At 70.0% G+C, this 25,586-nt stretch carries 20 protein-coding genes; 16 read left to right on the top strand and 4 right to left on the bottom strand.

Annotation, left to right across the window (positions count from 1 at the left end; translation table 11 throughout):
* Positions 1–172: 172 nt before the first annotated feature.
* Complete coding sequence (locus tag IEY55_RS26205; RefSeq protein ID WP_189061222.1) at positions 173–1,384, bottom strand: sensor histidine kinase; 1,212 nt, start codon at positions 1,382–1,384, stop codon at positions 173–175.
* A gap of 601 nt (positions 1,385–1,985) precedes the next feature.
* On the opposite strand from IEY55_RS26205, the gene IEY55_RS26200 reads away from it, so the two are divergent.
* The 14 genes from IEY55_RS26200 to IEY55_RS26135 all read left to right on the top strand — a co-directional run bounded on the left by IEY55_RS26200 (position 1,986) and on the right by IEY55_RS26135 (position 19,575).
* On the top strand, positions 1,986–3,551 hold the full coding sequence (locus IEY55_RS26200; RefSeq protein ID WP_189061221.1) for a dynamin family protein: 1,566 nt from the start codon (positions 1,986–1,988) through the stop codon (positions 3,549–3,551).
* A gap of 34 nt (positions 3,552–3,585) precedes the next feature.
* Complete coding sequence (locus IEY55_RS26195) at positions 3,586–4,050, top strand: nucleotide exchange factor GrpE (protein ID WP_189061220.1); 465 nt, start codon at positions 3,586–3,588, stop codon at positions 4,048–4,050.
* Positions 4,047–5,885 (top strand): dynamin family protein, encoded by a 1,839-nt coding sequence (locus tag IEY55_RS26190; RefSeq protein WP_189061219.1) that lies wholly within the window; start codon positions 4,047–4,049, stop codon positions 5,883–5,885. Before IEY55_RS26195 ends, IEY55_RS26190 begins: the two co-directional genes overlap by 4 nt.
* A 168-nt stretch (positions 5,886–6,053) precedes the next feature.
* Positions 6,054–6,761, top strand: a complete 708-nt coding sequence (locus IEY55_RS26185; RefSeq protein WP_189061218.1) for a DUF6802 family protein — start codon at positions 6,054–6,056, stop codon at positions 6,759–6,761.
* A gap of 902 nt (positions 6,762–7,663) precedes the next feature.
* A complete protein-coding gene (locus IEY55_RS26180) occupies positions 7,664–9,478 on the top strand; it encodes a phosphoenolpyruvate carboxykinase (GTP) (protein ID WP_189061217.1) in 1,815 nt (604 codons plus the stop codon).
* A gap of 823 nt (positions 9,479–10,301) precedes the next feature.
* Positions 10,302–10,475: a hypothetical protein gene (locus IEY55_RS26175; protein WP_189061216.1), complete on the top strand. Its 174-nt coding sequence runs from the start codon at positions 10,302–10,304 to the stop codon at positions 10,473–10,475.
* Positions 10,476–10,823: 348 nt separating this feature from the next.
* The gene (locus tag IEY55_RS26170; RefSeq protein WP_189061215.1) at positions 10,824–11,657 is read left to right on the top strand and encodes a LytR/AlgR family response regulator transcription factor; all 834 of its coding nucleotides are present in this window, start codon (positions 10,824–10,826) and stop codon (positions 11,655–11,657) included.
* A complete protein-coding gene (locus tag IEY55_RS26165; protein WP_229686765.1) occupies positions 11,654–12,082 on the top strand; it encodes a hypothetical protein in 429 nt (142 codons plus the stop codon). Before IEY55_RS26170 ends, IEY55_RS26165 begins: the two co-directional genes overlap by 4 nt.
* A gap of 9 nt (positions 12,083–12,091) precedes the next feature.
* The gene (locus IEY55_RS26160) at positions 12,092–13,867 is read left to right on the top strand and encodes a sodium/solute symporter (protein WP_189061214.1); all 1,776 of its coding nucleotides are present in this window, start codon (positions 12,092–12,094) and stop codon (positions 13,865–13,867) included.
* A 258-nt stretch (positions 13,868–14,125) separates the two neighbouring features.
* The gene (locus IEY55_RS26155) at positions 14,126–14,476 is read left to right on the top strand and encodes a DUF485 domain-containing protein (protein WP_189061213.1); all 351 of its coding nucleotides are present in this window, start codon (positions 14,126–14,128) and stop codon (positions 14,474–14,476) included.
* Entirely contained in the window at positions 14,473–16,104 is a 1,632-nt protein-coding gene (locus tag IEY55_RS26150; RefSeq protein ID WP_189061212.1) for a monocarboxylic acid transporter, read from the top strand. The genes IEY55_RS26155 and IEY55_RS26150 overlap by 4 nt, the downstream gene beginning before the upstream one ends.
* A gap of 453 nt (positions 16,105–16,557) precedes the next feature.
* Entirely contained in the window at positions 16,558–16,896 is a 339-nt protein-coding gene (locus IEY55_RS26145; protein WP_373290063.1) for a rhodanese-like domain-containing protein, read from the top strand.
* Between the two features lie 3 nt (positions 16,897–16,899).
* A complete protein-coding gene (locus tag IEY55_RS26140; protein ID WP_189061210.1) occupies positions 16,900–17,817 on the top strand; it encodes a DUF4328 domain-containing protein in 918 nt (305 codons plus the stop codon).
* A 780-nt stretch (positions 17,818–18,597) separates the two neighbouring features.
* Entirely contained in the window at positions 18,598–19,575 is a 978-nt protein-coding gene (locus tag IEY55_RS26135; protein WP_189061209.1) for a choice-of-anchor P family protein, read from the top strand.
* 112 nt (positions 19,576–19,687) lie between these two features.
* On the opposite strand, the gene IEY55_RS26130 is transcribed toward IEY55_RS26135, so the two are convergent.
* Together IEY55_RS26130 and IEY55_RS26125 are read right to left on the bottom strand one after the other, a co-directional pair.
* The gene (locus IEY55_RS26130) at positions 19,688–20,677 is read right to left on the bottom strand and encodes a TIGR03557 family F420-dependent LLM class oxidoreductase (RefSeq protein ID WP_189061208.1); all 990 of its coding nucleotides are present in this window, start codon (positions 20,675–20,677) and stop codon (positions 19,688–19,690) included.
* A 642-nt stretch (positions 20,678–21,319) separates the two neighbouring features.
* The gene (locus IEY55_RS26125; protein ID WP_229686764.1) at positions 21,320–22,558 is read right to left on the bottom strand and encodes a cytochrome P450; all 1,239 of its coding nucleotides are present in this window, start codon (positions 22,556–22,558) and stop codon (positions 21,320–21,322) included.
* A 120-nt stretch (positions 22,559–22,678) separates the two neighbouring features.
* On the opposite strand from IEY55_RS26125, the gene IEY55_RS26120 reads away from it, so the two are divergent.
* The gene (locus tag IEY55_RS26120) at positions 22,679–23,533 is read left to right on the top strand and encodes a glycerophosphodiester phosphodiesterase family protein (RefSeq protein WP_229686763.1); all 855 of its coding nucleotides are present in this window, start codon (positions 22,679–22,681) and stop codon (positions 23,531–23,533) included.
* A 59-nt stretch (positions 23,534–23,592) separates the two neighbouring features.
* Entirely contained in the window at positions 23,593–24,543 is a 951-nt protein-coding gene (locus tag IEY55_RS26115) for a DUF5926 family protein (protein WP_189061206.1), read from the top strand.
* Between the two features lie 260 nt (positions 24,544–24,803).
* On the opposite strand, the gene IEY55_RS26110 is transcribed toward IEY55_RS26115, so the two are convergent.
* Complete coding sequence (locus IEY55_RS26110) at positions 24,804–25,364, bottom strand: ferritin (RefSeq protein WP_189061205.1); 561 nt, start codon at positions 25,362–25,364, stop codon at positions 24,804–24,806.
* Between the last annotated feature and the right edge of the window lie 222 nt (positions 25,365–25,586).

The raw sequence follows: 25,586 nt of genomic DNA, 5'->3' as shown, positions 1-25,586 counted from the left end.
ACACCTACAACCATCACCGCCACCACACCGCGATCGGCGGCCCACCCGCCCACCGCATCCCCAACCTCACGGGACAGAACACCTAGGCCGTGTCCAGGTGTTCCTGCTGCGAGCCCTATGACAGGTGGCCCAGGTCGCTCTCGCGGTCTTACCTCGGAGCAGCGGAAGCGCCCTACGACGCCTCCTCACCACGGAACGGCAACACGGCACGTACGCGCCAACCGCCGCCGGTCCGCGGCCCGGCCTCCAACGTGCCGTTGTAGACCGCGACCCGCTCCCGCATCCCGATCAGGCCGTTCCCACCCGAGACCATCCCCGGGCCGACGGTGCCCGACCCGTCGTCGATCACCTCGACCTCGACCCGGTCCTCGAAGCGTTGCACGGTCACCTGCGCCGAAGCCCCCGGACCCGCGTGCTTGAGCGTGTTCGTCAACGCCTCCTGCACCAGCCGGTACGCGGTCAACCCCACGCCGGCCGGCACACCGCTCAGGTCACCGCTCATGCTCAACCGGACCGGCAGCCCGACCTGGTGCATCTTCTCCACCAGCTCGCCAAGCGCCTTGGCATCGGGCTGTGGCGCATATTCGGCGCTGCCCTCCTCCGCACTGCGGAGCACCCCGACGAGCCGACGCAGTTCCCCGAGCGCCTTGCGCCCGGTCTCGGAGATGGTGCCCAACGCCTTGCCGGCCAGATCCGGGTTGCTCTTGATCGCATAGGTGGCCCCATCTGCCTGCACGATCATCACGCTCACCGCATGCGCGACCACGTCGTGCAGCTCCCGCGCGATCCGGTTGCGCTCCTCGACGACCGCGATCTTCGCCTGCTGGTCCCGCTCGTGTTCCAGCAGCCGCAGCCGCTGCTCGACCTCGCGCTGGTAGGCCCGTCGCGCACCGATGAACTCACCGGTCAGCCAGAACACCGCGAAGGTCAACGGGGCGAAGACCAACACGGCGAACGCCCCACCCACGTCGCCGCCCCGCGCGACGACCCCGGCGTAGAGCACGGTGCCCAGCAGCAACCAGGCCGCGTACGCGACGGCGGACCGCCGGGTCGCCTGCGTGAGCAGCGTGTACAGCATGATCCCCAGCGCGAAAGCACCGGGACGCACCGCCGCCTCCCCGTGGGTCACCAGCACGAAAATGCCGCCGACGAGCGTGATGTAGGCGGCCACCAGCGGTCTTCGTCGCCGGATGACGATCGGGCAGATCAGCAGGAGCCCGCCGATCAGGTAGTCGGCGCCGGTGACGATGGTGACGTACGACTCGGTCACGGGGTCGTAGCGCTGACGCCCGGCGACCAGCAGGTCGGACGAGAGCAGGAAGAAGGCGAGCAGGGAGTCACCCACCACGGGATGGGCGCGCAGCCACAGACTCAGCCTTCGCACCCCATGAGGTTAGGTGCGGCCGTTCGGCCGATGCGTCGGTCCAGGGGCTGAGATACGCGTACGACCAGCGGCGGACCCGGATCGGGCGACACCGCGCGGTGTCCTCAGTGGCCTGGTCCGGGCCTCGACGGGCTGGCCCACATGATCGGCTGTCCCGGTCCGCCCGGGCGCTCCCCGGTACCCGTGGTGCGCCCCGCCCCGTCGCCCCAATGCTCTCCTGGCGGTTGCGGTCACATGGTCGGTCAGCAACGTTGTGTGCCCCGAGCCCGTGAAGCTGGTACCCCGAGCCGGGGTAGGTGGAACGGCACGGCGACCAGCCGACCGGCCGAGTCGACGATGAGGCCGGGACAACGCCGCGGAGCATGGCCCACCCGCTACCACGCCTACTGCCATCGTCGACATCAACATCGCCCCGAGCAGCAGGAACAACAGCAAGCCCGCTGTCCCTGGCCCGCGGCCGGGCGAAGTCATCGCCGACTACCTACCGCGAGACCTGCGGGCGAACGCATCTGTGGTGTCACCCGGCGCGGACCTGCACGTAGCGCGATCGTGGCACGATTTCCGGCGTAGGTGCCCGGATCGGCGAGGGGTGCGACAAGGCGTGAGCACGGCATCGCAGGAGCAGCGCTTCGCCGGTCCGCTGTCGGCCGCGGTGGCGCAGCTGTGCCACGGGCTGCTGCCCCAGATCTCCCAGCGCACGTCCGCCGGCTTCCGTGAGGTCCTGCGCCGGCTGTCGGCCCCGCTGCAGGTGGCCGTCGCCGGCCGCATCAAGTCGGGCAAGTCCACACTGGTCAACGCCCTCATCGGGCGGCGGGTGGCGCGCACCGACGTCGGGGAGTGCACCCGTCTGGTGACCCGCTTCCAGTACGGGACCGTCGACCGGGTCGAGGTGGTCTTCACCGACGGCCGCAAGCAGGTGCTGCCGTTCGACGCCGACGGGACGATCCCGGCCGACCTGGGGGTGGACATCGCCCAGGTCTCACATCTGGAGGCCTACCTCACGAACGCGGTCCTGCAGGAGCTGACCGTCATCGACACCCCCGGGCTCGGCTCGCTCGATGCCGCCTCGGTCTCCCGCACCGAGCAGCTCCTCGGCGCGGCCCGGGCTCGGCACGCCGACGAGAGCGGCAGCGACGAGCTCGACCCGGTGTCCCGCAGCGCGGTCGCGGGCGCGGAGGCCGTGCTATACGTCGTCACGCAGGCGGTGCGCGCCGACGACCACCAGGTGCTGGCCGCGTTCACGGCGGCGACCGCCAGCCGGGATGCCGGCCCGGTGAACGCCATCGCGGTGCTGAACAAGGCGGACACCGTCGCACCGGAGTCCGTCGAAGGCGCCGACGGCGATGTCTGGAAGGCCGCCAGCATCCTGGCCGAGCGGCAGGCGAGCAGCCTGCAACCGCGGGTGGCGGACGTGCTGCCGGTCATCGGCCTGCTTGCGGAGACCGCCGAGAGCGGCGGCTTCACCTCCGCCGACGCCGACGCGTTGCGGCGGCTCGCCGAGCTGGACGGCGCCACGCGCGAGACGATGCTCGTCTCGGCCGATCTGTTCACCACCTGGGAGTGCGACGTTCCCGCGCCGGTCCGCACCCGGCTGCTCGAACGACTCGACCTGCACGGCATCCGCTGTGCTTTGTCGGCCCTGGAGGCCGAACCCCAGATCACTGCCGGCGCCCTGCGCCGCAAGCTGCTCGACGCCTCCGGCCTGGCGGGTGTACGCGAGCGGCTGGACAACGTCTTCCGGGCACGCGCGGACGGCATCAAGGCCGCCGCCGCGCTGGCCTCGGTCACCGCACTCGTGCACGCGTCCGGCGATCCGGGCGAGCGGCAACGTGTGCACGATGCGATCGAGGTGTTACTGGCCAAGCCCGAAGCCCACCAGTTGCGGGTCCTGGAGGCGTTGACCCTGGTCGCCTCCGGTGCGGTCGACATGCCGCCGGACCTGGCCGCCGAGGTGGTGCGGGTCGGCAGCACCGCCGATGTCGGCGCACAGCTCGGGTTGCCCGGGCGGCCCCGGCACGAGCTGGAGGCATACGCCCTGGAGCGGGCCGGTTGGTGGCGCTCGTTCGCCGCGTTCGGCGCCACCCCGGCGCAGAGCCGCGTCGCGCACGTCGTCCATCGGGCGTACTTCCTGATCTGGCAGCAGCTGAGGGGGACGCGTGCGACGTGATGCCGGCGTCGTCGCGACGGGGAGAGGTCGGGACGTGAGTTGGTTCCGCAGGCGTGACCGCGACAACGGTGTTTCCGGGCGATCCCTCGGCGAGGGGAACGCGTCGGCGTCGCCGAACGTCGATGACGGTGTGCGAGGTAGTGAGGGGGCGGCGGGGAACCCACTCGCCGCGGCAGACCTGCCGGTAAACCGGCTCGAGCAGGTGACGCAGGAGCGGGACGAGCTGGTTCGGCTCTGCCTCTATGCGCTGGACCGCGCCCGGAGCGCGGGTGTCGCGGAGCGCATCGAGCAGGGCCTGGCCCGGGTGGGGGTGATGCCCATCCGGCCGGACGGGGAGCGTTTCGACCCCGGCAGGCACGAGGCCGGCGGGACGGTACCCACCGACGACCCGGCCCTGAACGGCGTCATCGCCGAGACCGAGCTGGTCGGGTTCGCCGATCAGGGGCGCCTGCTGCGCGCCCCGATCGTCACCGTCTACACCGCCCGGGGCACCTCATGACCTCGGCCGCTCCGACGTTGCCCCAGTTGGTCAAGCAAACCCGGGAACGCATGGTCGGCCTGGTCCGGGAGATCCAGCCGCAGGCCGCCGACTGGGTGGAGCGGGTGCGGCGGACGCGGCCGCCCGAACCCACGGTGGTGGTCGTCGGCGAGACGAACCGCGGCAAGAGTGCACTGGTCAACGCGTTGCTGGCTGCGCCGGGACTGTCCCCTGTGGACGCCGACGTGGCCACCGCGGTGTACCTGGTGTTCCGGTACGCCGAGGAATGGGGCGCGAAGGCGTGCTATCCCGGCGACACCCCACCGGTGCCGTTCGAGCTGAACGACCTCCCGTCGTGGGTCTGCGCGACGAAGGAACTGCCCCAGGGCCAGCTTCCACCCCGCCACGTGGAGGTCAGCGCCCCGATCCCGTTGCTGGAGCGGGTGCGAGTGGTGGACACCCCGGGCGTGGGCGGCCTGGACGAAGCGCACGGCGAGCTGGCAGCGGAGGCCGCTGCCGCGGCGACGGCCCTGCTGTTCGTGGTCGACGCCTCGGCCCCGTTCACCCAGGGCGAGCTGCGCTTTCTTCGAGACGTGGGCGAGCGCGTGGAAACCGTCGTCTTCGCGCTCACCAAGACCGACCAGTACCGGGGCTGGCGCGAGGTCCTGGAAGCGGACCGCCGGCTCCTGGCGGAGCACGCTCCCCGGTTCGCCGAAGCGGTGTTCCATCCGGTCTCCGCGCGCATGGTGGAGATGGCGAGCAAGGCCCCCAACCCAGAAGCTGCCGCCCTGCTCCGTGAGCGGTCGGGCGTCGCCGAGTTGCAGACAGCTCTCCAGCAGCTGCTGATCGGGCGCTCGCGGATGCTGGCCGAGGCGAACACGTTGCGTGCGCTGGCCACCGCCCTGGACGAGGCCGTGGTGCGGCTGGAATCCGAGAAGCGGGTGCTCAGCACGGGCGAGGCCGAGGCTGAGTCGCTGCGCGCGCGGCGGGACGAGCTGAACTCGCAGCGCCGGTCGTCGACACGCGGTTGGCAGGTGAAACTGCGCGGCGCCGTGCAGCGCTGCCGGGTGGAGACCAGCCACGAGGTCGCCCGCCAGATGCTCGACGTCACCTCGTGGTTCCGGCGCGCCATCGACGCGGCCGACCGGGAACAGCTCCAGCAGCTCCCCTACCACGTGGATGCTGCGCTGCAGATGGCGTCGGCACGGGTGAGCGGCGCGCTCGCGACGCGGCTGGGCGCGGTGGCGGACGCCGCGCTGGCCGAGCTGTTCTCCGCCGAGGAGCTGGCGGTCATCCGGGCGCAACTGGCGCGTGGCACCGGTCCCCCGGTGGTGCTGCGGCCACCGGACCGCCGGCCGCCGACCTCGGAGGACAAGCTGCTGGTCTTCATGGGTCTCTCCGGCGGGCTGGGCATCGGCCGGGTCGCGGCGATGCCACTGGCCGGCCTGGGCGTGGCCGCGCTGAATCCCTTCGTGCTCCCGGTGACGATCGCGTTGGGGCTGGGCGCGGGGTGGTGGATGGCGCGTACCCGCCAGCACGCCGCCGACAAGCAGCACATGAAGCAGTGGCTGACGGAGGCGATCGCGGACGCCCGCTCGACGCTCGACCAGCTCGTGGCGGAACAGCTGATCGAGGCCGAACAGCAACTCTCGCTGGCCCTCGACGAGGCGTTGGGCAAGCGGATCGACGCGATCGAGGCGGAGCTGCGGGAGGTGGACAAGGCGTTGCGGATGGATGCTGCCGAACGCAACCAGGAGCTTCAGGTGGTCAACAGGCGGTTGACCGAGGTCACCGCCGGACGGGAACGCGTGGAGCAGCTCTTGGGCCGCATCCGTGAGCTGCGCGATCGCACCTGATGTCACTGAACGGGGATTTGGACACCGCGCGGGAAAGCGTCAGGTACGAAATCTCGGCCAGGCCCCGAGTCGAACCCCGAGGATTCCGCCGGGAACCATCCGGGCCTACCGTGAGTCCTACTCAGCGACCACGTCCTACACCTGCCAAGACGCCTTGAGGGGGATCTGGTGTACATCGAGGACCACGCCGGCGACGGCGACATCAAGATCACCGTCGAGGGCGAGGAGTACACGGCCGAGGCCAACTTCGACGCCGACCACGACGGGGTCGAGGACACCGCGCTCGTGGAGACCGACAGCGGATACATCGCCTACACCGACACCGACCACGACGGCACGGCCGACACCGTCACCCAGCTCGACGATCGGGGGAAGGTCGTCGGGCAGGCGAAGTTCGACGAGCGCACCGGGGAGTGGGTGGACAGCCGGGGCACCGGCCCCGACGACGCCGAGCGGCGCACGATGGGCCGCGAGCGCGACGACATGATCGTGGAGACCAGGGACGGCGAGCACCGGGTGGGCGCGCCGACCGAGGACCTCAACCGGGACGGCCAGGCCGACACCACGGTGGTCCGGGAGAGCGACGGCGACGTGATCCTGTACACGGACACCGACGGGGACGGCGACGCGGACACCTCCGCGGAGATCGCCAAGGACGGCAAGGTCATGATCTCCGAGCATCGGGGTGCCGGTGAGTGGGAGGTCGTCGAGAAGGGCCACATCTCCTCCGACGGCAGTTACCAACGCGACGCGCTCAACAACGCCCCCGGGGCCGCTGCCGACGACAGCCTGTGGGCTGACGACGGTGAGCAGACCGCGGCCGACCGGGACAAGGAGATCGTCAGCACTGACCCGGCCACCGGGCGATGGATCTGACCGGACGACGGACAGCTGAGACGGACCAGCGGTCGGAGCTGCGAGCCCTCGTACCCACAGCTCCGGTGGGCCTGGTCGAAGACTGCCGTCGAGCCTGAATGCCGGAGCCTGGGCAGAGGCGGCAAGTTCCGCTCGGTGCTGTGGTGGCCGTCTCCGTACTGAACCTCACGTATCGAGATCTGCGCGTCGCGGGGAGGCACAGGCGCCCCAGGTGCGGGTACCAGCTCGTTGGTGGTGACTGCGTTCACTGCCGGTGGTCACCGCCTTCGCGTGCGGACATCTCCTGGCACCGGCCCTCGGACGAGCTGTGGGGCGGTGGTTGTTGCGGCGCACAACCGGCTGAGCGGCTGGCTGCAGCGATGTGGACACCATGCAGCGGGCTCCCCGGAGCCCGGGCCGGGGAAGGCGTCCGGCGTCCCGCTCGCCGGGCCCTGCTTCAGCTGGCTTGGCCCCGCCCGGCAGAGGTGCGGGCGGTGCTTCTACGAGACGCGAGTGCGCCAACCGGGTTCCCCGCCAGAACTGACCCATCAGTCCAAATAACCTGCTCCGGCGTCTCTCGTTTCCCGTCACCACCCACCGCCCGGGTCTGTTGTCACCGAGAACGAATCCGTCGAATCCCTTGCCGTATAGGCGATGTGTTGCCGGTCGCACCCATATGGGGTTCACCCGTTTTTCGTCACCTACCGCGTCCTGAATCGATTCCCTGATCGTTCTTGTGAGAGAACCGACAGGGTGGGCGAGGGTTTTCCTGGACGCACGTGGTTAACCTGCAAAACATCCCTTTCCCGAGCGCGCCCGTCCCCCGGGCGGGGCGGAGCCTTTCCTGCAGGCGTCGCCCGCCCCGGCCGTAGGTCGGTCGCGCGGCACGGGCTTGATGGCGCCCAGTCAGGAGACGAGACGAGATGACCGCGCTGACCATCCCCGGTCTCGACCACGCACCGACCACGCACGAACGCCTGCTCGCCTGGGTGCGTGAGGTCGCCGAGTTGACCACGCCCGAGCAGGTCGTCTGGTGCGACGGCTCGGACTCCGAGTGGGAGCGGCTGACACAGCAGCTGGTCGAGGCCGGAACGTTCACGCGGCTGTCGGGCAAGCCGAACTCGTTCTGGTGCGCCTCCGACCCCAGCGACGTCGCGCGCGTCGAGGAGCGGACCTTCATCTGCTCGGCCGACCCCTCCGGTGCCGGCCCCACCAACAACTGGATGGACCCGGACGAGATGAAGGCCGTCATGACCGAGCTCTACCGGGGCTCGATGCGCGGCCGCACCATGTACGTCATCCCGTTCTGCATGGGACCGCTCGACGCGGAGAAGCCCATGCTGGGCGTGGAGATCACCGACTCCGAGTACGTGGTGGTCTCCATGCGGGTCATGACCCGCATGGGCAGCAAGGCGTTGGCGCGCTTCGGCGAGGACGCCGACTTCGTGCCGTGCCTGCACTCGCTCGGTGCGCCGCTGGAGCCCGGGCAGGAGGACGTGCCCTGGCCGTGCAACCAGACCAAGTACATCACCCACTTCCCCGAGGAGCGCATGATCTGGAGCTTCGGCTCCGGCTACGGCGGCAACGCGCTGCTCGGCAAGAAGTGCTACTCCCTGCGGATCGCCTCGGTGATCGCCCGGGACGAGGGCTGGCTCGCCGAGCACATGCTGATCCTCAAACTGACCTCGCCGGCCAACAAGGTCTACTACGTCGCGGCCGCCTTCCCGTCGGCCTGCGGCAAGACCAACCTCGCCATGCTCGAGCCGACCATCCCCGGCTGGAAGGTCGAGACGCTCGGCGACGACATCGCGTGGATGCGGTTCGGCGAGGACGGTCGGCTCTACGCGGTGAACCCGGAGGCCGGATTCTTCGGCGTCGCCCCGGGCACCGGCTGGAAGACCAACCCGAACGCGATGCGCACCATCGAGAAGGGCAACTCGGTCTTCACCAACGTCGCGCTCACCGACGACGGCGACGTCTGGTGGGAGGGCTACTCCGAGGCGCCGCCGGCACACCTGACCTCGTGGAAGAAGCAGGACTGGACCCCGGGCTCCGAGGAGCTGTCCTCGCACCCGAACTCCCGGTTCTGCACGCCGATCGCGCAGTGCCCGATCGTGGCGCCGGAGTGGGAGGACCCCGAGGGCGTGCCGATCTCGGCGATCCTGTTCGGCGGCCGCCGCGCCACCACCATCCCGCTGGTGACCGAGTCCCGCGACTGGCAGCACGGCGTGTTCATGGGCGCCACGCTGTCCAGCGAGACCACGGCCGCCGCCGCGGGCAGGGTCGGTGTGGTGCGGCGCGACCCGATGGCCATGCTGCCGTTCATCGGCTACCACGCCGGTGACTACTTCCAGCACTGGATCGACACCGGCAAGAGCGCCGACGCCACCAAGCTGCCGCGGATCTACTACGTCAACTGGTTCCGCCGCGGCGACGACAGGCGGTTCCTGTGGCCCGGCTTCGGCGAGAACTCCCGCGTGCTGAAGTGGATCGTCGAGCGCATCGAGGGCACGGCACCCGCGGTGGAGACCGCGATCGGCCACGTGCCCACCGCCGAGGCGCTGGATCTGTCCGGGTTGGACGCTCCGGGGGCCGATGTCGAGGCCGCGCTGCGGGTCGACGTCGAGGAGTGGAAGGCTGAGGTCCCGATGATCGAGGAATGGTTCGCCAAGATCGGCGACAAGCTGCCCACCTCGCTGCGGGACGAGCTGGAGGCGTTGAAGCAGCGCCTCGGCTGAGCACAGGACTTCGCGGCACAGCGCGGGCCGGTTCGGCGAAGCAGGCACGGCGACCGGCCGCACGCCAGCTGCGAAACCGCGGCGCGTCACAGCCGTGGGAAAGGGAGACGAGCCCCGGGACAACGGCGTCCCGGGGCCGTCCACTTTTCGGGTTTGTTGGGTCGCATCCCGTACCCCCAACAAACCGGTCGCTTTTGTCGGAATCGTGGTGGCCTGGTGTCGGTCGAAAAGCGGTCGTCACATCGGTGGCATTTCCTTCCGGCGCAAGAAAGGTCCGCAAACGCCCCCAATGGTGGCCGCGACGAGCAGCTGGCCTCGCGGCAGGCGTGAGACCGGCGGTGGCAGGCTGCATCGCAGGATCGGCGGGATGCCCCGTTGACGCTCCAACGTGCTGGGCCACAGCCCGCGGGGTACCTGCTCCGCAGCCGCGATCGACGTTTCGCCGACGTCGTCGCCATCGGTTGCGGGCAGTGTGGAACCGACCGGCGAGCCGGCCAGCCGGCGTACCACCCTCACTCTGGAGGCTGATATCCGCCCGGCAGAGGGGTCTTCCGGCCGGCCCTGGGCCCTAACGTGACGCGTGACACCCCCGCTGGGGGAGCCAGCCACTCGACGGAGGTGCGGGTTGAGGTTCGCGGTTCGCCGGCCCCGGCCCGTCCTCGCCGCGACCTCCGCGCGTCGGTCCCCACGCGGATCGCGCCGCAGCGTACCCGCCGGTTCGGCGGTGCCTGGCGTCGCGCTGGCGAACGCCAACCCGGCGTGGCCGGCAGCCACGGCCCCACCGACGCCGGCAACGCCGGGGCATCCGCGGATTGGAGAACCCATGGACCCCAAGGTGATCGAGGTGACCGACGCGGAGATCCGGATCATCCGCGCGGCCCTGCGCCACTACCTCGCGGAGTTCGGACACGAGGAGGCCGACATCCTGCGGGACGTCAAGAAGCTCATCGCCAGGCTGCCGGAGGCCGACGCCTCCCCGAAGCCCACACCCGGCTGAACCCGCGCTGCGCCGAATGGACGTGCCGGACCCGCGGAAAGCCGTTGTGCGCCGGGAAGTTGAACCCGTGGCCGCGGACGCGTCGTAGTCGGGGACAGGACGTCGGGGGTGTCGTGGAAACCGCGACGGGGGTGCGTGACCCGAGGGTCGCCAGGTCGTTGATCCGGTCGGGTGGTAATCAACACGGGATGGGTGCCGGTATCGCGCGTCGTGCGGCGCGTACCACCCGCCGTCGTTGATCATCTTCTTCCGGATCGAGCACGACTGGCCGAGCGACCGGCGCCGGTCACCCTGCGGCCGGATCACCGTGGACAGTCAGGTAGGCGATCGGCAGGATAGGGCGTCACAGTGGGTACCGAAGCGAGCACCGACGGCCTCATCGTCCTCGCCGTGGACGACGAGCCCCGCAACCTCGAGGAACTGGCCTACCTGCTCGGGTGCAACCCGCGGGTCAAGGAGGTCATGACCGCGTTCGACGCGGCCGAGGCACTGCGGGTGATCCGGGGCGGCGACACGGACCCGGAGGGACAGCGGGTCCGCAACGGGACCTGCCCGGTGGACGTGGTGTTCGCCGACATCTCCATGCCCGGCCTGTCCGGCATGGAACTCGGGAGAGTGCTCAAGGCGTTCCGCGAGCCACCCGAACTGGTTTTCGTCACCGGCTACCCGGAGCAGGCGGCGCTGGCCTACGAGTTGGGCGCGTTGGACTACATCCTCAAGCCCCCGCGCGCCGAACGCATCGAGCGCGTTCTGCGTATGATCGAGAAGCTGCGGGGAGGTGGCGCGGCCGCCGCGCGCACCACCGGTGGACGTCCCCAGGACGACGAGGTCATTCCCGTGGAGCTGGCCGGCACCACCAAGCTGATCCCCCGGGCGTCGGTAATGTGGGTCGAGGCGCAGGGCGACTACGCCCGCCTGCACACCACCGACGGCAGTCACCTGGTGCGGATCCCGTTGGCGCAGCTGGAAGAGCACTGGGCCGACGCCGGGTTCGTGCGCATCCACCGCTCGTACCTGGTGGCGTTGCCGCTCATCACCGAGCTGCAGATGGGCACGTCCGGCTACCAGGTGGTGATCGGCCGGGGCGAGCACGCCAAGACCCTGCCCGTCAGCCGGCGTCACACCCGGGAGCTGAAGGACCGCCTGGTGCGTGCGCCCAAGAGCAACTGGGGGAACCGGTGAGCCGGCACGGTGCCGCCGAGCCCGCCCCGTCCGGGCGGGAACGCGACGAGTGGAAGGACGTCACCCGCAAGCCCCGCCGGGTCAAGGTGGTGCTCGCCGACCGTGCGGGCTCCCGCCGGCTGGTGCGCAATGCGGCACCGACGATCGAGCCGAACTCCGCGGGCGAGACACTGGTCCGCGAACTGGTGAGGTCGCAGCTGCGCATGGCGCTCGGCCTCGCCGCGGTGGCCGTGGTGTTGCTGGCCGGCCTGCCGGCGTTCTTCCAGCTGATGCCGGAGGTGGCGAACGGCACGGTGTTCGGGGTCCGCGTACCGTGGCTGCTGCTGGGTTTCGTGGCCTACCCGGTGCTGGTCGGGGTCGGCCTGCTGCACAACCGGTTGGCGGAGCGCAACGAGCGGGACTTCGTCGACATGCTCGACCGCTAGAGGTCGCCGATGGGGCTGAACGTGTGGGCGCTCGGCGGGATCGCCGCGGTCGCCGTACTCACCTTCGGCCTCGGGGTGTGGGGGTCCCGGCGCGCCCGCACCACCTCGGACTTCCTGGTGGCGGGTCGAGGCGTGTCCGCCCGGATGAACGCCGCGGCCATCTCCGGGGAGTACCTCTCCGCCGCGTCCTTCCTCGGCGTTGCCGGGCTGGTGTTGAAGGACGGCGTCGACGCGCTGTGGTACCCGGTCGGCTTCACCGCCGGCTACCTGGCGTTGCTGCTGTTCGTGGCCGCGCCGCTGCGCCGGTCCGGCGCCTACACCCTGCCGGATTTCGCCGAAGCTCGGCTGGGATCGGTGCGGTTGCGCCGGCTGGCGACCGGGTTCGTCGTCGTGGTCGGCTGGCTGTACCTGGTGCCGCAGCTGCAGGGAGCCGGCCTCACCCTCGCCACGATCACCGAGCTCAAGCCGTGGGTCGGCGCGGTGCTGGTGGCCGTCGTGGTGGTACTGAACGTTGTCTTCGGCGGGATGCGCGCGGTCACGTTGGTGCAGGCGTTCCAGTACTGGCTGAAGTTCACCGCGATCGCGCTGCCGGCGTTCCTGCTGTTCCTCGTGTTCGTCTCGGACCGAGGCGCGGGGCAGCGCGCGCTGGGCGAGCCGCTGCCGCCGGTGTTCACCCAACAGACCACCGTGGACATCGAGACCGACGTCACGCTGCAGGTGGCCGAGCCGGTGATGCTGCAGGCGAAGGGCGAGATCGGCGGGCAGCCGGTCGACGGCAGCGTGTACTGGGGGCGCGGCCAGCACGACGTGTCGGAGGACACCAGACTCACGTTCCCGGCGGGCGCATCGGCGCCGAGTGTCGTCGGTGCGCCGGCGGACAACGCGGCGTGGATCAACCCGCTGGGCGCGGACAAGTCGCTGCTCCACATCTACTCGCTGATCTTTGCGACCTTTCTCGGCACCATGGGCCTGCCACACGTGCTGGTCCGCTTCTACACCAACCCCAACGGCAGCGCCGCCCGCGAAACCACGCTCTACGTGTTGATCCTGCTCGGGCTCTTCTACCTGTTCCCGACGATCCTCGGAGCGTTGTCCCGGCTGTACGTGCCGCAGTTGCTGGTGACCGGCAAGACCGACGCGGCCGTGTTGCTGCTTCCCACCGCGATGCTGGACAACTGGCTGGGCAAAGGGCTGGCCGCGCTCACCGCGGCCGGTGCGTTCGCGGCGTTCCTGTCCACGTCGTCCGGGCTGGTGATGAGCGTGGCCGGGGTGCTGTCGACGGACGTGTTGCCCGGACGTGTCCGTGATTTCCGGCTCGCCACGCTGATTGCCGGCATCGCGCCGTTGGCCGCCGCGCTCGCCGGGGCGACGTTGGACCTCTCGCAGAGCGTCGGGCTGGCCTTCGCCACCGCGGCATCGACGTTCTGTCCCTTGCTCGTGCTGGGAATCTGGTGGCGTGGCCTGACCGCGCCCGGCGCGGCGGCCGGCATCATCGTGGGGGGTGGGCTGGCGGTGGCGGCCACCGTCACGACGATGCTCGTGGCTACGGCTGGGGGTTGGGTCGAGCCGTTGCTCGCGCAGCCTGCCGCAATCACGGTTCCTGCCGCGTTCGTCACGATGTTCGTGGTGAGCAAGCTGACGCGACGACGGATACCGAGGGATGTCTCCCGCACGATGTTGCGGATGCATGCGCCCGACCCGCTGGGGTTCTCGCAGGACCGGGAGGGACAGGTGGGTGCGCTCGCGGACTCGAACCTTCCCGGAGAGGGCCGTCATCGCGCGTGAGCCGGGGATGGTCTGTCCGGCCGGCTGTTCGGGTGTCCCAGCTGGAACTTGCTCGCCACCGCGGGTGATTTGGTGCGGCTGAACGGGTGAGCAACGATCCCGTCGATCGGCCGTATGCCGTTGATCGTCCGCTGGTCGCTCAACACCGACCGCTCGTCGACTACACCGTCGGTTCGGTCAGTGTCCTCCGTTCGGAGTCTTACCACGTGACCCGCGTCTCTTTACGGTTCGCGTACCAGGGCGGCGAGGGAGGTCGGAGTGAGCACGACGGAGCGCGCTGCGGAGAGCGGTCCGCCCGGTACCGCGACCTGGGCCGAGGTCCAGGCCGACCCCCGGTTTCGTGAGCTGCGCCGGCGGTTGCGCGGCTTCGTCTTCCCGATGACGGCGTTGTTTCTCGGCTGGTACCTGCTCTACGTGCTACTTGCCGACTACGCGCACGAGTTCATGAGCATGCGGGTGGTCGGGAACATCACTGTCGGGCTGGTCCTCGGACTGCTGCAGTTCGTGTCGACGTTCGTGATCACCACGCTCTATGTCCGGTACGCCAACCGCAGGCTCGACCCGCTCGCGGATGAGATCCGGGGCGAGATCGAGGGAGGGGGCCGGTGACCCTCGCCCAGGCAGCCGGTGGCAGTCCCGCGCTGAACCTCGGCATCTTCGCGGTCTTCGTGGCCATCACGCTGGTGGTCGTGTTCCGTGCCAGCCGGAACACCAGAACCGCGGCGGACTACTACGCGGCGGGCCGTGCGTTCACCGGACCGCAGAACGGGGTCGCCATCTCCGGCGACTACCTGTCCGCCGCGTCATTCCTGGGGATCGCGGGCGCCATCGCGATCAACGGGTACGACGGGTTCCTGTATTCGATCGGGTTCCTGGTCGCCTGGCTGGTCGCCCTGTTGCTCGTGGCCGAGCTCCTGCGGAACACCGGCAAGTACACGATGGCGGATGTCCTGAGCTTCCGGATGCGGCAACGGCCCGTCCGGACCGCGGCGGCGACCTCGACGCTGGCGGTGTCGTTCTTCTACCTGCTGGCGCAGATGGCCGGGGCCGGTGGCCTCGTCGCGCTGCTGCTCGATGTCGAGGACAAGGGTGGGCAGGCGATCGTCATCGCGGTCGTCGGGCTGCTGATGATCCTGTACGTGCTCATCGGCGGGATGAAGGGTACGACCTGGGTGCAGATCATCAAGGCGGTGCTGCTGATCTCGGGCGCCGCCGTGATGACGCTGTGGGTGCTCGGAAAGTTCGGGCTGAACCTGTCGACGCTGCTGGGTGAGGCGGTCAGCAGGAGCGGCGACGGTGGGGACGGGCTGCTCGGCCCGGGGAAGAGGTATGGGCTGTCGGAGGCCAGCAAGCTCGACTTCCTGTCGTTGTCGCTGGCGCTCGTACTCGGCACGGCCGGGCTGCCGCACATTCTGATGCGGTTCTACACGGTGCCGACCGCGAAGGAGGCGCGCCGGTCGGTGGTCTGGGCGATCTGGCTGATCGGGATCTTCTACCTGTTCACGCTGGTGCTCGGATACGGGGCGGCGGCGTTGGTGGGGCCGGAGGCGATCAAGACAGCGCCCGGTGGGGCGAACTCGGCGGCGCCACTGCTGGCGGCGGAGCTGGGCGGGACGTTGTTGCTGGGGTTCATCTCCGCGGTCGCGTTCGCCACGATTCTGGCGGTCGTGGCTGGGTTGACGATCACCGCGTCCGCGTCCTTCGCGCATGACATCTACGCGAACGTGATCAAGCGGGGTGCTGCGGACGACAAGGCGCAGGAGGTGCGCGTCGCCCGGATCACCGCGGTGGTGATCGGGGCGTTGTCGATCCTGGGCGGAATCCTGGCCAACGGGCAGAACGTGGCGTTCCTGGTGGCGCTCGCGTTCGCCGTGGCGGCGTCGGCGAACCTGCCGACGATCCTGTATTCGCTGTTCTGGAAGCGGTTCAACACCCGCGGGGCGTTGTGGAGCATCTACGGCGGGTTGGCGAGCACGGTGGTGTTGATCGTGTTCTCGCCAGTCGTGTCCGGGAAGCCGGTGGATGAGACAACGGGGCGGAGCGCGTCGATGCTGCAGGGCGTGGACTTCCACTGGTTCCCCCTGGACAACCCGGGGATCGTGTCGATCCCGCTGTCGTTCCTGCTGGGGTACCTCGGGACGGTGCTGTCGCGGGACAAGGCGGACGAGGGGAAGTACGCGGAGATGGAGGTGCGTTCGCTGACCGGCGCCGGTGCGGAGAAGGCGGTTGCGCACTAGCCGGTGGCCCACCCCCTTCGCCGCGGACGAAGACCTGGTCGAGGAGGAGTGAGCCCCTTCGGAACGGGCCGCCGCCGCGGAAACGAGACCTCCTTCGAGGCTGGCGGGCATCGACGTCGGGGCGGTGCCCGCCAGCCGCCCTTTTCCATCAGGTCGAACCCTCACGACAGCCGACCGGGGCGTCCTGACGCGGAGGAGCAGTCGTGACGCTGGCCGGACGCTCCCCGATGACCGCCGGGCTGCCCCTGTCCCCACCGCCAGCGGCAGCCCGATACCTCGCCGGGGTGCCCACGGTCCCAGCCCGTCGGCACCTCGCTCCCCGCCCGAGCCCCACAAACCTCCGAGCCAAGCCCTCGCGTCGCACCCGGGCGGGGCTGGGCTCCCGCACGCGCGCGGGCGACGGCCTCACAGCACCGCCACCGCCCCTCGTGGCAGCATCGGGGTGTGATGCCGATGCAGGTACCCGAAGTCCAGGTGGACGAGGTCCCGGTCCAGCCCACGGAGGGCAGCGTGCTGCTCGACGTCCGCGAGGACGACGAGTGGCAGGCCGGCCACGCGCCCGGCGCCCTGCACATCCCGATGGGCGACATCATGGCCCGGCTCTCCGAGCTGCCCGAAGACGCCGACGTCTACGTCATCTGCCGCACCGGCGGCCGCTCGGCCCGCGTCACCGCGTTCCTCAACGACAACGGCTGGGACGCGGTGAACGTCTCCGGCGGGATGCAGGCGTGGGCGTCGACCGGCCGACCCATGGTCGGCGAGCAGTCCGGGGCCGAGCCCCGGGTCCTCTGACCGATGCAGCAGCAGGCGCAGCCGTGGCAGGTGGAGTGGGTGGCCACTCCACCCACCCCGTCACGTCCGGCCGCGGCTGACGTCGCGCCCACCGCGAACACCCGCTACACCGGCCCGCCGTCCTATCCCGCCGTGCCGCGGTGGGGGTTCCCGATCCTGGCCTGGCGCCGCCCGACCGTGCTCCCGCACCCGGCGCTCTCCACCAGGAGCTCAGCGGAACGGTTGCGCACCCTCGCCAGCACCGCGCTGGCCCTCCTCCTGGTCACCGGCGTGACCGCCGGCCTTGCCGCCATCGCCGAGCTGTGGCGCTACATCCTGCTGTGGATCAGCCAGAGCGCCCTGCTCTCGCCCGGCGTCGTACACGTCTCGACGGTGGCGGTCACCGCCTCCGCCGTGATGGCACTGCTGACCGGCGCGGCCGCGGGAGCGTGTCTGCTGTTCTGGTTCCTCCGGGCACGGCAGATCGCCGCCGACGTCGCCGGGCTCGCACCCTCCCGGCCCACCTGGCAGGTCCTTCTCGGCCTGCTGCTCCCCGGCGTGAACCTGATCTACGCGGGACAGGTCCTCACCGAGCTGGAACACACCGTGCTCCGCCGCCGCCATAGCACACGTCGCCCACGGCCCTCACGGCTGGTCGGCACGTGGTGGGCGGTCTGGGCCGGCAACGGCCTACTGGCCGGTCTGACCGTGCTCTGGCAGCTGCGGGACAGCCTCCAGGCCCAGGCCGATGCCGTGCTCCTGCACGGCCTGACGAACCTGTCGGCCGTGGCAGTCGCCGTACTCACCGCCCGACTCGTCGCCACCCTCACCGGACTGCTGTCACCGGTCGACCCGACCACGATGCGGCGCTCCCGCGTCGTACGCGTGAACAACGCCGAAGAGCCCCAGCTGCGCCCCGCGCACCCCACCTCTCGCCGCTGACCCCTGCTCGGAGCCGAAGGAACCAGGTGGTGCTCGCGCTCGGCAGCTAACGCGGTGTCTCGTGCGCGAGCGTGCACACACCGCGGTCGCGATCCCCATGTCACGGTAGGAGTGGCCTCGCTTGCCCGAGATGCCCTGCCCTTCTCGATGTTTCGAGGTTGTGCACCACCTCGACGGCCAACCAACAACACGCCCGGACAGCCGTGAATTCCTACCCAGAAAATCCTGGCGAACGGAGCCTGTCGGCAAACCGTGGTTGGCAAACTCGGATTGGGTCGAGTCACACTCCTGGGGACACTGCATCGCGCCGCAATGGGCTTCTCGCCGGTAGCATCCCGGGTGCGGGTGCCGTTGCCGGCGCGCACCGTGCGGCCGGCCGTTCATGCTCTCGGCACGAGCGATCATCCCGCGTAGGGTGAGCTTCGTCGGCAGCGACGAGCCCGTCACTGGGCTCGGGCAGGCGGGAAGGGGCGTTCGCTGCGCCCGGCACGTCCCGCCTCGGGGCGCCGACCGAGGGTGACCCGTGATCGTGGGTATATATAACGAGCGAACCCATTGTTGGTTACTGCCAACTTTTTGATTGTTATCATTGCTTGTCCTGATTCACCCTAAAGTTGTTCAGATTTGTTACCCCGAACGGTCGACGTTGTCCCCCGGTTGTGCCATGATTCTCCCGGCCAGCTGGACGAAGGAGCTCCAGGCCAATTCACGCTGCCATTTTTTCGTTGTCTTAGGGGAATTTCCTTGCGCGCAAACAGGAGAATGCCGCTCGTCGGCGGGATGACCGGTGCACTGTTACTGGGCGGCCTGGCCGTCGCCCCGGTGGCGACCGCGGAGGCCGACGAGCTGACGGGCTCGGCCTTCGGGATCGGGGTCAACGTCAAGCTGATCAACGGCGCGGTCACCGTCTCGCTCCCGCCGCTACCGAAGGCCACCTACCCGGCCGGCGACAACAAGTCGCTCGTCAAGCTCAACAGCCACGAGGTCACCAAGCTGACCAACAGCAAGGTCCAGGCGAAGGCCGTCAACGCGTCCTCGGATGTCAGGGACGGCACGCTGGTCAGCGAGGCCAGCGCCACCAAGCTGCACCTCCAGCTCCAGGACAAGCCCGGTCGGGACGACAAGAACGACAAGCTCGGCCTGGACGCTGAAGCCGTCACGGCGAAGTGCACCCTCGGGCCCGAGGGCATCACCGGTACCACCGAGCTGCTGCGGGCGGATCTACACCTCCGTCCGGACCAGGAAAAGACGCGGCTCGCCAACGGGTTGACCGCCGTCACCCCCGAGCCGAACACGACCGTCGACCTTCCCGGCGTCGGCAAGGTCGTGCTGAACGAGCAGGTCCGGGACGATGACGGGATCACCGTGAACGCGGTGCACGTCTACCTGGACGTTGCGGGCAAGCTCGGCCAGGGCGACATCATCGTGGCGCAGACCCGGTGCGCGGAGGACGACTCCGACTCCGACGGCCCGGACCCGGAGCCGACCAAGCCCACCCTGACCGCGACCTCGACCCCGGTGCAGCCGACCGGCACCTCCACCCCCGAGGCTCCGACGACCTCGCCCGGGACGCCCGGTGACGACTCGTCGAGCACGACCGCGCCGGGTGCCGGTGACGGCACCGACGACACCGACACCGAGCGGCTGGCCAACACCGGCGTCGACGGAGTGCTGACCCTGACCGGCATCGCGGCCGGCCTGCTCGCGGCCGGCGGGGCGACCTTCTACTTCCTCCGTCGCCGCAAGATGAGCGCCTGACGCTGGACACGGGGCCGGCAACGCAACACGCACTCCCCGAACCGGGCATGCCTCTCCCATCCCCGCTGGGAGAGGCATGCCCGCGGCCGTGTCGTCGGCGTTGTCGGCCCGGCTAACTCGCGATCGCGTTGAACTCGGCGCGGAGGGCGGGCAGGAGTTCCTTCTTCGCCCAGTCCAGGAACGGCTCCTGGTGTTGGCCGCCGATCTGCACGAGGGCGACATCGGTGAACCCGGCGTCGACGAAGCCCCGTACCGCCTCGATCACGCGCTGCGGGTCGTCACCGCAGGGGATGCCCTCCGCAACATCCTCCAGCCGGGTCGATTCGGTGGCCGCCGCGAAGCCGGCGGTCCCGGGAAGCTCCGCCATGACCTTCCAGCCGAGGCTGAACCAACGGAACTGGTCGTGGGCGCGGGCGACGGCCGCGTCGCGATCGTGGTCGAAGCAGATCGGAAGCTGCCCGATCCGCCGGCTCCGGGGCTCGTCCTGCCGCGCGGCATCCCACCACCTGCCGAGCTCGGGCCGCGGCTCGACCGCGATCATGTGGTCGGCCAGCGGGGCGAAGAGCCGGCAGGACTGCCGGCCGGAGACCGCGACGCCGATCGGCACGTGCCGCCGCGGTGGGTCCCAGAGCTTGGCGGAGTCGACGTCGAAGTGGGTGCCGCGGTAGTCGACGTAGCCACCGTCCAGCAGCCGGCGGATGATCTCGACGGCCTCGACCAGCATCTCGTGCCGGATGTTGACCGGCGGCCAGCCCTGGCCGATGACGTGCTCGTTGAGGTTCTCCCCGGAGCCGAGGCCGAGCAGGAACCGGCCGTCGGACAGCAGGTCGAGGGTCGCGGTCTGCTGCGCCACCACGGCGGGGTGGTAACGCATGATCGGGCAGGTCACGTAGGTCATCAATTCCACGCGTGACGTGGCGTGCGCGGCGGCGCCGAGCATCGTCCAGGCGTGGCAGGCGTGACCCTGGCTGTCCAGCCAGGGGAAGAAGTGGTCGCTGGCGACCTCGAAGTCGAAACCCGCCGCCTCGGCGCGAATCGCGTGGGCCACGAGCTCCTTGGGGCCAGCTTGCTCGGTCATCAGGGTGTATCCGATGGCGACCATGCCTCGACTCTGGCCCGCTACACCGGACCTCGCAGCGCGAGCACTCGGCGATCAGCAACCCACACCCAACCGGCGGTCGCGGGTCGGTCATGAGCGTGGCCTGACGGGCTTACCCGCTACCCTCGCTGTATGACCACGACCGAGCAGCCTGCGGCTGTGTTCGAACGCTCGCCGGCAGCCATTCGGGCGGCGCTGGCCGAACACGCACCGGAGGACTGCGCGCAGTTCGAGCGGGAGTTCCAGGCCGCTCTAGCGTGGCTGAATGGCTGCCCCGCGCGTACCTCGCCGCGAACCCTCCGACGGCGCAGGAGCGCGCCGCAGTGGAGCGAGCCAGGCATGGTGACTTTGCTGGTTTGTGGGAGCGCGACGACCGTGGCGAGTGGAGACAGCTCAGCTGATGCCCCGCCATACAGTGCGGTTTCTTGAATATGCTCGTGACCAGTATGCAGGTCTGGACGCCGAGACACGGGACCAAATTGATCAACTGATCGAGTGTCTTGCCGAAAATACGCGGGAATGCGGCACCTACGATGCGTGCAGTGACTGGTGGTCCACCACCGTTTCGAGCGGCCGGGTGTTGGTTACCTACACCGTCGTGCCATCGCCGCCAACGATGATCGTTCTGCGCCTCCTCCTGTTTGGCTAGCGGTTCTCCGCCGTGACCGGGAGGTCGCGGAGGCCGCGGATGACGAACTCGGGTCGTCGGGTGGGTTCTCCGGCCAGCGTCAGGCCGGGCAGGCGCTCGATCAACGCGTCCAGCGCCGCCTCCACCTCGACCCGGGCCAACGGCGCGCCCAGGCAGTAGTGGATCCCCGCCCCGAAACCCAGGTGCGGGTTCGGCGACCGCCCGACATCGAGCCGATCCGGCTCGGCGAAGACCTTCGGGTCCCGCCCGGCCGCAGCGAGCAACGCCGCGATCTTCTCCCCTTCCCGCACCCGGAAACCCGCGATCTCCACGTCCGCCGTCGCCGTGCGCTCGAAGAGCTGGAGCGGCGAGTCGTAGCGGATCAACTCCTCGACAGCCGACGGCAACAGGCTCCGGTCGGCGATCAACCGATCCCACTGATCCCGGTTCCGCATCAGGGCGAGCACCCCGTTGCCGACGACGTTCACGCTCGCCTCGTGCCCGGCCATCAACAACAACACCGCGGTGGCCACCAGCTCGTCCTCGCCGAGCTTCCCCCCGTCGGTGTCGCGCACCGCCACCAGGTCGGTGACCAGGTCGTCCGCGGGCTGTCGCCGCCGCAACTCGACCAGCTCCCGCAGGTAGGCCACGAACTCCGTGCTCGCGCGCTCCGCCGCGTCCTGCCGCTCGGCGTCCAAGCCGTACTCGTACATCTTCACGATCGCGTTCGACCACGGCTGGAGGAGCCCGCGGTCCGCCTCGGGCACCCCCAACAGTTCCGCGATCACCTGCACCGGCAGCGGCGCCGCCACGTGCCGGATCAGGTCGGCCGAGCCCTCGCCGTCGATCCCCTCGACCAGATCGGCGACGAGCCGTCCGGCCAACTGCCGCACCCACGGACGCATCCGTTCCACGTGCCCACGCCCGAACGCCGCCGACACCAGCCGCCGCAACCGCGGGTGCGTCGGCGGCTCGCTCTCCAGCAACGAGTTCCGATGCAGCAGGTTGAACGCGGCAAACCGATCAACAGGTCGTGCGTCCGTCCAGATGCGACCGAGCGCACGATGCCGCAGCAGGGCAGAACACGCAGAATGGGACACGGCGACGGCCAGGCCGAGCCCGTCGTGGCGATGTACCTCGGCCCGGTCCCGTAGCCGCGCGAATACGGAGTACGGGTCGGCGATGAACGTCGGGTCGGCAGGGTCGAACGGGATCCGGTCGGCGTCCCGCGGCCCGGACAGGGGAGCATGGCTCACGGCGTGAAGGTAGCTCGAGCGGTGGAACCGGTCGGTTGCACCTCGATAACCACTTCGCAGACGCCGATCCGTCGATCGGCGGTCACCTTGTCGTCACCCGACTCGCAGATGGTGATACCTGTGCCTGCAGCCGCCTCGGGAGGCACCGAAGTCGTCGCGCACAGGGGAGCCTCGGCGCACCGCGCCGAGCACACCCTCGCCGCCTACGAACTGGCCATCGAGCAGGGCGCCGACGGCGTCGAATGCGACGTCCGGCTCTCCCGGGACGGCCACCTGGTGTGCGTGCACGACCGCCGCGTCGACCGCACCTCCAGCGGCCGTGGCGTGGTGAGCACCCTCCCGCTCGCCCAGCTCGCCGAGCTGGACTACGGGCACTGGCACGACGAGCTTCCGGAGTCCGCCGACGGCCTCGTCCTCGAGCCGCTGGCGGTGCCCTCGTCGCACCCGCACTCCCGCGGCCTGCTAACCCTCGAGACGCTGCTGGGCCTGCTGTCCGACATCAGTCGCCCGGTACGGCTGTTCGTCGAGACCAAGCACCCCACCCGCTACGCCGGCCTGGTCGAGGCGAAGCTGGTGGCCCTGCTCGCCCGGCACGGGCTCGCGTCCCCATCCCGCCGCGAGGAGTCGGCCGTCGTGATGATGTCCTTCTCCTCCCGCGCGGTACGCCGCATCCGCGAGTACGCGCCGCAAATCCCCACCGTGTTACTCCTCGACCGGTTGTGGCCGGCCCGCCGCGACGGCTCGCTACCCCCGTGGGCGGACATCGCCGGCCCCGGCGTGCACCTGCTGCACCGCGATCCCGAGTACGTTTCGCGAGCGGCCGAACGCGGTTACGACACTTACTGCTGGACGGTGGACGACGTCGCCGACGTGAACCTGTGCCGGGACCTCGGGGTCCGATACCTGGCCACCAACGCCCCCGCCGCGACCCGGTCCCTCCTGACCGATCGAGTGTCGGCTAACGTCGCCCCCTGACTTCAGCCGGGTGCGGTGCGCCGCCGCGCACCGGCCACGCGGTTGGCGAGGAGGAAGCTGTGGCGAAGCGGACGGCGGCCAGGCGGGCCAAGTCGAGCGACGGCGTCAACCCGCGCCAGCCCTGCCCCTGCGGCTCGGGCAAGCGGTACAAGGCGTGCCACGGGGCCGCGGGCGGCGCGGCCGACGTGATTGTCACCCGCCCCTTCGAGGGCCTGGCCGCCGAGTGCGAGCTGGTGGCGCTGCGCGAGTTCGTGCCCTCGGCGACCGCGCCCCTGCCGCTGGCCAAGCCGGGCGATCGTCAGGTCACGCTGGCCACCGTGCTGCCGATGGCGGCGGCCGGGTTGGTGCGCGCCGACGGCACCGCCCTGGTCGGCCTGCAGGTGCAGACCAAGTCGGGCGACATCAGCCGGGACGCGGCGCGCGCGGTGAACTGGGCGCTGACCGCCGAGCCGGGCGACGCGCTGCCCGTGGTCGGCCCGGCCGGCCCGGAGGACCAGGTGCGCCTGCAGGACCTGCTCGACCCGCATGCCTCCCTCGACGTCACGCTGCACGAGGACTTCTCCTGGTGGCTGCCCGGGGATGTGGAGCCCACCGGGGAGGTGGCGATGTCGCTGGAGCGGGCCAACGCCGCGATCATGCCGACGCAGCGGCTCGAGGCCGAGGGCGTCGTCGCCGCCTACTGGGTCGACACCCGCGACAAGGCGCACCTGCGGTGGGTGCGCCCGGAGCCGGAGGAGAAGCTGCTCGCCGCCATGGCGCGGCTGGCCGCGCGCGGTGAGCTGGCCCTGGGCGAGGACTCCCGCTACGTCGGTTCGTTCCGGGCGCACGGCCTGCTCGTCCCGGTCTGGGACCTGGACCGGGAACGGCACCACCGGGAGTGGGCCGAGCCCGCGGCCGCGCTGGGCCGCCGCATCGACGAGGCCGTGGCCTCGCTGGACGACGAGGCACTGACCGAGGCGGAGCGCCGGGCGCGGGAGGGCCTGCGCGGCCGGCAGATCACCGTCCGCTGACGAACCGGGGGCCTTGTTTCGCGCGTGAGCCAGGTGGCCGGGCCGTATCGGGCCCATCGGCATGAGGAAGGGACGCGCGTGGAGGTGGGCTTCGTCGGGTTCGTGCGCACGGCGATGCCCGGCCTGCTCCGGCACGGGCACGCGTTGATTGGCAACCCGCACGTCGCCGCGCGGTGAGCGATGTCCCGCAGACGAAAACGCCTGGGTGCCCCGTACCCGGGGCACCCAGGCATTGACATGCCGGCAGTCGGTTCGCGGTGTCAGCCGACCTTGCCGCCGGCCACGTGCGGCGCGGTCGGGTCGTCCGCGCCGTCGTCGCCCACGCTCTCCCGCGCCAGGAAGTCCTCGACGTGGAAGAGGTTGTCGCCGGCCCGCTCCACCACGTGCAGCAGGGTGGACATCTGGGAGACCTCCTCCACCTGCTCCTTGAGGAACCAGTGCAGGAACTGCTCACCCAGGTAGTCGCCCTCCTCGCGGGCGGTGCGGGCGAGGTCGGTGACCTCCTTGGTCACCTCGCGCTCCTGCTCCAGGGCCAACGCAACCGGCTCCCGCACGCTCTTGAACTCGTTGCGCACGTCGTCGACACCGGGGATGGGCGCCTCGAGGTCGGTATCCAGCAGGTACCGCACGATCATCATCGCGTGGTTGCGCTCCTCGAGCGCCTGCCGGTAGAAGTGATGGGCGAGCCGCGGCAGGTCCTGCGCATCGAACCAGACGGCGATCGCAATGTACTGCTGGGACGCGGTGAACTCGTGACGAATCTGCTTCCGGAGCAGCTCGTGGAACTTGGACCCGGAAGACTTCTTGCCGATCAGCGCCATGAGCTGGACGCTACCCGTGGACCCCGGGTAAGGATGTCCTTCGAAGCGACCTATTTCACTCTTTTGGCGTATTGAATCCATCGCCCTTGGCGAGTAAGGCATTCCTATCCTAAGTAGTTGATCAACGGATCGGCACGGGTGTTGTGCACGGGACAAAGTCGAACAATTCTCGATTTCGAACTCCGGAAAGCAGCTGATGGCCGACCCCGTAGCCCCACCCCC

This window comes from Longimycelium tulufanense (assembly GCF_014645795.1).
GTDB lineage: Bacteria > Actinomycetota > Actinomycetes > Mycobacteriales > Pseudonocardiaceae > Longimycelium > Longimycelium tulufanense.
This window is presented reverse-complemented; position numbering and strand designations above follow the sequence as displayed.